The sequence below is a fragment of the Paenisporosarcina sp. P4_E4_2 genome (assembly GCF_056401595.1).
The window spans coordinates 1-9480 of record NZ_JBFUJC010000101.1 but is presented as its reverse complement, the minus strand read 5'-3'; the positions used below and the strand labels follow the sequence as shown (position 1 = coordinate 9480).

At 39.1% G+C, this 9480-nt stretch carries 8 protein-coding genes and 1 pseudogene; 8 read left to right on the top strand and 1 reads right to left on the bottom strand.

The window, feature by feature from the left end; translation table 11 throughout:
• Together spo0A and AC1DSB_RS09185 are read left to right on the top strand one after the other, a co-directional pair.
• On the top strand, nt 1–548 hold a 548-nt coding region (gene spo0A / locus AC1DSB_RS09190), incomplete at its 5' end, for a sporulation transcription factor Spo0A (RefSeq protein WP_477586536.1).
• Between the two features lie 456 nt (nt 549–1004).
• Nucleotides 1005–1730 (top strand): glycerophosphodiester phosphodiesterase, encoded by a 726-nt coding sequence (locus tag AC1DSB_RS09185; protein WP_477531822.1) that lies wholly within the window; start codon nt 1005–1007, stop codon nt 1728–1730.
• A 44-nt stretch (nt 1731–1774) separates the two neighbouring features.
• On the opposite strand, the gene AC1DSB_RS09180 is transcribed toward AC1DSB_RS09185, so the two are convergent.
• Entirely contained in the window at nt 1775–2023 is a 249-nt protein-coding gene (locus tag AC1DSB_RS09180) for a DUF2627 domain-containing protein (RefSeq protein ID WP_342543521.1), read from the bottom strand.
• A 268-nt stretch (nt 2024–2291) separates the two neighbouring features.
• Between AC1DSB_RS09180 and AC1DSB_RS09175 the strand changes: the two genes are divergently transcribed.
• The 6 genes and pseudogenes from AC1DSB_RS09175 to AC1DSB_RS09150 form a co-directional block, all read left to right on the top strand.
• Complete coding sequence (locus AC1DSB_RS09175) at nt 2292–4343, top strand: sigma-54 interaction domain-containing protein (RefSeq protein WP_477586534.1); 2052 nt, start codon at nt 2292–2294, stop codon at nt 4341–4343.
• A gap of 135 nt (nt 4344–4478) precedes the next feature.
• Nucleotides 4479–5384 carry a phosphate butyryltransferase gene (gene yqiS / locus AC1DSB_RS09170; RefSeq protein WP_342543745.1) on the top strand — a complete coding sequence of 302 codons (906 nt, stop codon included), beginning with the start codon at nt 4479–4481 and terminating at the stop codon, nt 5382–5384.
• 30 nt (nt 5385–5414) lie between these two features.
• Complete coding sequence (bcd, locus tag AC1DSB_RS09165) at nt 5415–6509, top strand: branched-chain amino acid dehydrogenase (protein WP_016426986.1); 1095 nt, start codon at nt 5415–5417, stop codon at nt 6507–6509.
• 301 nt (nt 6510–6810) lie between these two features.
• Nucleotides 6811–7899, top strand: a complete 1089-nt coding sequence (buk, locus tag AC1DSB_RS09160) for a butyrate kinase (protein ID WP_342543523.1) — start codon at nt 6811–6813, stop codon at nt 7897–7899.
• Nucleotides 7900–7915: 16 nt separating this feature from the next.
• Complete coding sequence (gene lpdA / locus AC1DSB_RS09155; protein WP_477531821.1) at nt 7916–9346, top strand: dihydrolipoyl dehydrogenase; 1431 nt, start codon at nt 7916–7918, stop codon at nt 9344–9346.
• Nucleotides 9347–9375: 29 nt separating this feature from the next.
• Nucleotides 9376–9480: pseudogene (locus AC1DSB_RS09150) on the top strand (thiamine pyrophosphate-dependent dehydrogenase E1 component subunit alpha); the annotation flags it as partial.

Below are 9480 nucleotides of genomic sequence, written 5' to 3'. Positions count from 1 at the left end.
TGATTATGCTGACTGCTTTCGGTCAAGAAGATGTAATGAAACAAGCAGTGGAATTAGGTGCTTCCTACTTTATGTTGAAGCCATTTGAATTTGATCGCTTAGTCAATCAAATTCTTCAAGTAGCTGGCCATAAGACAGAAAGTGCTCCACGTACGAGCGTTCTTCAGAGCCAACCACAGCAAAAAGTGAATCAAAAAATGATTGATACAACGATTACAGCAGTTATTAAAGAAATTGGTGTACCTGCTCATATCAAAGGTTACGCGTACTTACGTGAAGCTATTCACATGGTATATGAAGATATCGAATTATTGGGTTCAATCACAAAAGTCTTGTACCCTGAGATTGCGATTAAATTTAACACAACGTCATCTCGTGTAGAACGGGCAATCCGTCATGCTATTGAAGTCGCTTGGAACCGCGGAAACTATGAGTCCATCTCGAAAACATTCGGTTATACTGTTCATCACTTGAAGAGCAAACCGACAAATTCTGAGTTCATAGCAATGATTGCTGATAAAATTCGCTTAGAAAACATGGCTAGCTAATCATTGAGATGACTGGGCTTGCGGACATTCGTAAGCCAACCAATTCAACAAAAATCTGATTCAAAACCAAAATACTTTTACTAAAATGACCGATGAATTTTATTATTCATTGGTTTTTTTATTATATCGAAAAGTATGTCATATAAAGTCAACTAGAAACAGCTTAGCTCAATTCTCAGATCTAGCAATCCATGTCATAGTGTTATTTCTTTGTTAACTAATTCACGGAAAATTCATTAATCAAAGGAGAGCAGTTAAGTAGACTTGGTATAATATGTAAAGAGGAGATGGTGATTTGAATAAGCTATTAGAAAAAATATGGCTGGTAAATAATAAAACACAGGTATCGCTTTTCCTGCATCTGTGTTTTTTACCTCAGTTCCATGGAAAAAGATGCATATATTAGTGAAGATAGGGTAAAGAAAACTATACATACAGACAAGGTGTTGACGATAGATGATGAGAGTACCAATATACGCACATCGTGGTGCATCTGCGTATGCACTTGAAAATTCATCTGCTGCTTTTGCAAAAGCGATTGAACTGGGAGCGGATGGGTTAGAGATCGATTTACAGTTAACAAAAGATTTAGTACCTATTGTAACCCATGATATGGACTTTTGGCGCTTAGCCAAGACTCGTAGGGATGTTTCGTCAATGAATTATGAAGAAGTGAAAAAGTTAAAATTAGGAACCTCATTTTGGCGATTAGTAAATGGGGAATCTATACAAACTTTTGAGGAAGTGCTGGCTTTTGCTGCGAAAAATGGACTGGCATTGAATGTAGAATTAAAAGAAACGTTTGTGAATGCTCCAGAACAAATTGACCTATTGTTTAAACGGACATATTCACATTTGAATATTCATTTTTCATCGTTTCATTATGATGTTTTGGAACGAATTAAAAAATGTAATCCGATGTTACAGACTGCTTATATCGGGACGAAAAAAACAAATTGGGAAGAGCTTGGCCGATTAACTGCAGCAGATGCACTTCATATGCACAAAAGGCATTATTCGAAGAGGAAGTTGGATTTGGCCTATAAAGCTAACATGCCACTAAGATTTTATGGTATTGATGGAAATGAAAAATATTTAGTTGATCCTCACCCGGTAGTTTTGGGGTGGATCACCGATTATCCCGATAAAGTATTAATGAAACAATTGAAAAAGGAATCCTGATGTCGAAATCGGGATTCCTTTTTTAGTGGCTAACGCAACTAAAGTTAATTCTTCGTTTTTCCTTTAGCGAATTTAGCTTGTACTTTACCATTTTTCCGATCTCTATGTAGTAAGAAACCTGCAAAAAATCCAAATCCGATAACTAATAAAACAATACCTATCAGGAATTGTAGCCATAAAAATGGGATGGATCCAATTAATTTTCCGAATAGGGTATCACGTATAAGTTTAATTCCACCCGCCGCCATCAATCCAGGAATCAATAACACAAGAAAAGCTAACATTCGTGCCAATAGTATTCATCTCCTACTGCATTAAATTAAATTACTAAATTAAAGAAAGCTGTTAATTATTCAGCCGTGCATGCCGTAAGGGTGCAGATTTACGATAAACAATAGCATTTTTTAACAGAGCCAATTAAATTATAATCTAGTCTAGTTTAACACGGAATATCATTTTCGTTCCATTGCACTACCCTAGAATAATTGTCAGTTCAAACTCAATGAGGTATGATAGAGGAAAGTTTTGCAATATATTGCACACGACGAAAGAGGGATGTGAATGTCCTTGCAWAATGTTTTAATCATTGGAGGCGGCGTTGGCGGAACCGCGATTTTGAAATTATTATTATCAGCTGAATTTTTTCATGTAAAACGAGTAGTTGATATTGATGAACGAGCACCTGCCATTCAGATTGCAAAACAGCATAACATTCCAGCAAGTGCGGAATGGAAGCCTTTTTTAACTGATGATTTACATATGATTTTTGATTTGACTGGTCAGCCTGAAGTTTTTGATGAACTTTTAATGGAAAGACCCTCACAAACCGTCTTAATACCTGGGTCAGTGGCGAATATACTGATTCGCTTGATAAGAGAAAAGGACCAATTTATTCAAACGATTCGTGAAGAAACACATAAACAACAATTGATTTTTAATTCGATTGAAGAAGGTATGATAGGTATTGATGCAAATGGAAACGTCAACTTCTTCAATAAAAGTGCTGAGAGAATGACTGATATTTTAATGGACCAAGCTCTTGGTAAGCCAATTTATGATGTCATTGCTTCCAGTGAATTACCCCGAACTTTTGAAACCGGCAGAACAGAAGTGAATCGCGAATTAGTACTGAGTAATGGTACGAAAATTGTCACTTCAAGATTTCCCGTCATAGATGAAAAAGGTGTCCGTATCGGGGCATTTTCAGTTTTCAAGGATATTACGGAAGTCGTTAGTTTAGCAGGTGAAATAACCAATTTAAAAGAAATACAGACCATGCTTCAAGCTATCATCCAGTCAAGTGATGATGCCATTTCCGTTGTGGATGAAGAAGGGAAGGGTATTTTGATTAACCCTGCCTATACGAGAATTACGGGGCTGGAAACAGATGATATTATCGGAAAGCCAGCAACTGCAGATATTAGTGAAGGCGAGAGTATGCATTTGAAAGTGCTGCAACTGCGTAAGCCTATCCGTGGTGTCAATATGCGTGTTGGTCCGTTGAAACGTGAAGTCATCGTGAATGTGGCACCAATCATTGTCAACAATCGATTGAAAGGAAGCGTCGGTGTCATTCATGATATGACTGAAATCCGTTCATTGATGAAAGAACTTGATCGCGCCAGAAGTATCATTCGTACACTGGAATCGAAGTACACTTTTGACGACATCATTGGTGATTCACACGAAATGAGAATTTCAATTGAACAGGCTAAGCTGGCTGCTAAAACGCCTGTTACCGTGCTATTACGAGGCGAATCAGGAACAGGGAAAGAACTTTTTGCCCATGCCATTCATAGTTCCAGTGATCGGAAGTACAATAAGTTCATTCGTGTCAATTGTGCAGCCATCGCGGAGCATCTGCTTGAAAGTGAATTGTTCGGTTACGAAGAAGATGCTTTTGCTGGGGCAAAACTCGGTGGTAAACGAGGATTATTTGAAGAAGCGAACCATGGCAGTATTTTTTTGGATGAAATTGGTGAACTTTCGAGCAACACGCAAGCAAAATTGCTTCGCGTCTTGCAAGAGAATGAAATCGTTCGAGTTGGTGGTACGAAATCCATCACGATAGATGTAAGAGTAATTGCTGCAACCAATATCCATATGGAAAAAGCAATGCTAGAAGGTAAGTTCAGAGAAGATCTCTATTATCGATTGAACCGCATGCCCATTCAAATTCCGCCGTTACGCAATCACAAACAAGATATTCCAGCTATTGCGGAACGACTGTTGGTTAAGCTTAATCAAGAATATGGTCGAAACGTCGAACGGATATCCGAAGTGGCCATGCAAAGGCTGGTCGTTTATTCTTGGCCAGGAAACGTGCGGGAACTTGAAAATATTATCAGTAGAGGCATGATTTTTATGAGGCCAACTGAATCGATTTTAGATGACCATCATCTTCCATTGTCGATGTTGGAACACCAGGAACCAGACTCCAAAAAACCATTACAAGAGATATTGCCGCTTGCCGATCAAATGGAGCGTATGGAAAAAGAGATTTTATCATCAACTCTGAAAATGATGAATGGCAATAAATCTAAAACAGCTAAACATTTGGGGATTTCTCTTCGTACGCTTTATTATAAATTAGAAAAATATGAGCTAGAATAACAATGTATGCAAAAAATTGCATGGTTTGCAATCATTTGCATACCGAAAAGTACGAAATCTTGCCAAATAAAGCGTTTTCATTATTGTTATCAAGGTGCTTTTTGTGCTTAAATTATGAATGTTGAGGTGATTTCATTGAATCTAAACGATTTAATACGACAAGCTTCTTCTTCAGATGATAATGTAGTTGCGGTTGCATCTGCTGCTAATCTGGAAGTGCTTGAAGCGGTTAACTTGGCCATTGAGCATGACATGGCGAGTTTTCGTCTATATGATGACGAACACAAATTAAAAGAAATGATAGTCATGCACTATCCTCACTTGTTAAATCATCCGAAAATTTATACACAACACGTAAAGGATGATCAACAAGCGGCGATTGCAGCTGTCAAAGCCGTCCATTTAAATGAAGCGAACGTATTAATGAAAGGGCATATTCCAACCGCTCTTATCCTAAAAGCTGTTTTGAACCCAGACTTTGGATTGCGAACGGGAAGCGTCCTATCTCATGTAGCTGCATTTGAAATTAATGGTTTTGATCGTTTGATTTTTGTTACGGATGCGGCTATGAACATTGCACCTGATTTAAAGCAAAAAGCGCAAATTGTGCAAAATGCCGTTAAGGTAGCTCACGCCGTGGGAGTCGAAACTCCTGTAGTTGCACCATTGGCTGCAGTTGAAACCGTCAACCCATCGATGCAACCAACTCTTGATGCAGCTGCTCTGGTTGCGATGAATACAAGAGGACAAATAAAAGGTTGCGTGATTGATGGTCCAGTTGCTCTGGATAATGCCATTTCAGTTGATGCGGCTCATCACAAAGGTTTGACAGGTCCACATGCTGGACAAGCAGATATTTTGCTTGTACCGAATATAGAATCAGGCAATATTTTATACAAATCACTTGTTTACTTTGCACATGCAAAAGTAGGGGCAGTGATTGTAGGGGCTAAAGCACCTATTGTCCTAACTTCTCGTTCAGACAGCGCAGAAAGTAAATTAAACTCTTTAGCATTAGCAATTTGCTCATCTAAGAATTAATGAACCACCAAATCAAAGGAGGAATTTAAAATGGAAATTTTTAAATATATGGAGACTTATGATTACGAACAATTGGTGTTCTGCCAAGATAAAACATCAGGCTTAAAAGCAATCATCGCGATTCATGATACAACTTTAGGACCAGCATTGGGTGGTACACGCATGTGGACTTACGCTTCTGAAGAAGCTGCAATTGAAGATGCACTTCGTCTGGCTAAAGGAATGACTTACAAAAATGCTGCTGCCGGTTTAAACCTTGGTGGTGGTAAAACGGTTATTATTGGCGATCCATTAAAAGATAAAAACGAAGAAATGTTCCGTGCGTTCGGTCGTTTCATCCAAGGCTTAAACGGTCGTTACATTACAGCTGAAGATGTTGGTACAACTGTAGCTGATATGGACTTAATCCATGAAGAAACAAACTATGTAACAGGTATCTCACCTGCATTTGGTTCTTCAGGTAACCCATCTCCAGTAACTGCCTACGGCGTATACCGTGGTATGAAAGCTGCTGCAATGGAAGCTTTCGGTAGCGATTCACTTGAAGGCAAACGCATCGCTGTTCAAGGTGTTGGTAACGTTGCATACAACTTATGCCGTCACTTACATGAAGAAGGCGCGAAATTAATTGTTACGGATATCAATAAAGCAGCTGTTGATCGTGTAGTAGAAGAGTTCGGTGCTACTGCAGTGAACACGGATGAAATCTACTCTCAAGATGTAGACATCTTTGCTCCATGTGCTCTAGGCGCAATCATTAACGACGAAACAATTCCACAATTGAAAGCAAAAGTTGTTGCAGGAGCTGCAAACAACCAATTAAAAGAAACAAAACATGGCGATCAATTGCACGAACTTGGAATCGTATATGCACCTGATTATGTAATCAATGCTGGTGGCGTAATAAACGTTGCTGATGAACTATATGGCTACAACCGTGAACGTGCAATGAAACGAGTAGAAACAGTCTATGATAACATTGCTAAAGTAATGGAAATTTCACGTACACAAGGAATTCCTACATACGTTGCAGCTGACCGTTTAGCTGAAGAACGTATCGCTCGTGTTGGAAAATCACGCAGCAATTTTCTACTTAACGAAAAACATATTTTAAGCGGAAGATAATACATTGCTCTGACAACGATTTTGTAGATAGCGAGGGAATAAGCGACAAAACCTGTGCTCCTGTTTCTGCGCTAGAATCGTCGCAAAGAATTAGGTCAAACTAAAGCTTTGACCTAATTCTTTCCTGCGGAAAAACGGGCTTGCAAGTTCGTCCGAGGAAAGGGAGCTAATTCCCTCTGTTGTTAAAAAAATCGACATAATAAAGTTAACAGAGCTTGATTAAAGAAAAGAAAAGGACAGATACTTTCATTTATGTTTGTATCTGTTCTTATCTTTAAAGACATTTTTGGGAGGAATCATTGTGCAAGAACATTCATATCGCATTCTTGTCATCAACCCGGGTTCCACATCTACAAAAATTGGTGTTTTTGAAAACGATGTTTTATTGATGGAAAAAACGATCCGACACTCTTCTGAGGAAATCGGCAAATTTTCTTCTATCATTGATCAATACGAATTTCGTAAGCAAACCATTTTAGAAGCAATGGATGAAGAAGGAATCAACATTTCGAAATTGTCAGCTATCTGTGGCAGAGGCGGACTCCTTCGTCCAATTGAAGGCGGAACTTATGCGGTAAATGACGCAATGTTAGTAGATTTAAAAAAAGGTTTTTCAGGTCAACACGCTTCAAACTTAGGTGGGATTTTAGCATTTGAAATTGCAACAGGTTTAAATATTCCTTCTTACATTGTCGATCCAGTGGTCGTCGATGAGTTGGCTCCGATTGCACGCATTTCAGGATTCTCGTTAATCGAACGAAAATCGATTTTCCATGCATTAAATCAAAAAGCTGTTGCACGACGATATGCTAAAAAGTGCGGCAAAGCCTATGAAGACATGAGACTGATTGTAACCCATATGGGTGGCGGTATTACAATTGGTGTTCATGAGAATGGGCGGGTAATTGAAGTAAACAATGGTTTACACGGTGAAGGTCCATTCAGTCCGGAAAGAGCGGGAACAGTTCCTGCAGGCGACTTAATCGATATTTGTTTTTCTGGTGAATACTACCGTCACGAAATTATGAAGAAATTAGTCGGTCAAGGCGGATTAGTAAGCTATCTTGGAACCAATGACGCAGTGGCGGTTGAAAAACGCATTGCAAAAGGTGACAAAGAAGCTGAACTTGTTTACGAGGCAATGGCATATCAAGTCGCCCGTGAAATTGGCTCAGCTAGTGCCGTGCTTGAAGGTAAAATTGACGCTATCATATTAACTGGTGGATTAGCATATGGGAAAGATTTTGTTGAATCCATTTCAAAAAGAATCAACTGGATCGCTGATGTAGTAGTCCAACCCGGAGAGAACGAATTGCAAGCATTATCTGAAGGTGCAATTCGCGTATTAAATGGGGAAGAAAAAGCAAAAGTATATCCGAACCTCAAATAAAAGGAGGCCGAAAGTTATGGCTCATAATTACGATATCGTTATTCTTGGAGGCGGAACAGGCGGGTATGTAGCAGCAATCCGCGCGGCTCAATTAGGACTTAAAACAGCAATCGTTGAAAAAGGTAACTTAGGTGGAACTTGCCTACATAAAGGCTGTATTCCAAGCAAAGCCCTACTTCGCAGTGCAGAAGTATATTCGACGACAAAAAATCATGCAGCTGACTTTGGCGTAAATACTGGAGAAGTTTCATTGGATTTCTCCCGTGTACAAGCCCGTAAAGAAAGCATTGTTTCCCAACTTCATCAAGGTGTTCAAGGATTAATGAAAAAAGGGAAAATTGATGTATATGAAGGTACTGGCAGAATGTTGGGACCATCAATCTTCTCGCCTTCTCCAGGTGGAACGGTTTCTGTTGAAATGAACAATGGCGATGAGAATGAAATGCTTATCCCTAAAAATGTGATTATCGCAACTGGATCACGTCCACGTACATTGCCTGGTTTAACAATCGATGGAACACACGTTATGAGTTCTGACGAAGCATTGGCTATGACCGAATTGCCAAAATCAATTTTGATTGTTGGTGGCGGTGTCATTGGGATTGAATGGGCTTCAATGTTGAATGATTTTGGTGTTGAAGTAACAGTAGTTGAATATGCTGATCGCATTATTCCTACTGAGGACGCTGACATTTCAAAAGAAATGCAGAAGCTATTAGCGAAAAAAGGCATTACATTTGCGACAAGTGCAAAAGTTTTACCAGAAACATTGGAAACAGCTGAAGGAAGTGTAACAATTTCTGCCGAATTCAAAGGAGAAACAAAAACTTTCACTGCTGAAAAAATGTTGGTTTCGGTTGGCCGTCAAGCAAATGTAGAAGGCATCGGAATCGAAAATACGGATATTGTGGTTGAAAAAGGATTTATTCAAGTTAAAGACACATTCCAAACAAAAGAATCTCATATTTATGCTATTGGTGACGTAATCGGAGGATTACAATTGGCACATGTTGCTTCTCATGAAGGTATTACAGCAGTGGAACACATTGCTGGTCAAAAAACTCATGCGATTGATTACAACTTGGTGTCACGTTGTATCTACTCAAATCCAGAGGCAGCAAGCGTTGGAATTACACAACAGCAAGCTAAAGATCAAGGGTTTGACGTGAAAGTTGGTAAATTCTCATTTAAAGCCATAGGTAAAGCGCTTGTTTATGGTGAATCAGACGGATTCGTGAAAATTATTGCCGATAAGAAAACGAATGATATTTTAGGTGTACACATGATTGGACCACACGTTACAGATATGATTTCTGAAGCTGGTCTGGCAATGGTACTAGATGCAACACCGTGGGAAGTTGCTAGTACAATTCATCCGCATCCTACACTTTCAGAAGTAATTGGCGAAGCGGCGTTGGCTGTTGAAGGTAAAGCAATTCACATGTAAAAAAATTAGATTAAAAGGGGGATGTTCAGATGGTGAAAAATCGTCATGAAGAACTAGGGTTATCAAACGATGACGTACTGAAAATTTTTGAAACGATGCTTATGGCACGTCGAGTGGATGAGCGTATGTGGTTA

Bases quoted from the DNA above. Each gene is read 5' to 3' on its own strand.
- AC1DSB_RS09185 (WP_477531822.1), top strand. From the start codon at position 1,005: ATGATGAGAGTACCAATATACGCACATCGTGGTGCATCTGCGTATGCA.
- bcd (WP_016426986.1), top strand. From the start codon at position 5,415: ATGGAAATTTTTAAATATATGGAGACTTATGATTACGAACAATTGGTG.
- lpdA (WP_477531821.1), top strand. From the start codon at position 7,916: ATGGCTCATAATTACGATATCGTTATTCTTGGAGGCGGAACAGGCGGG.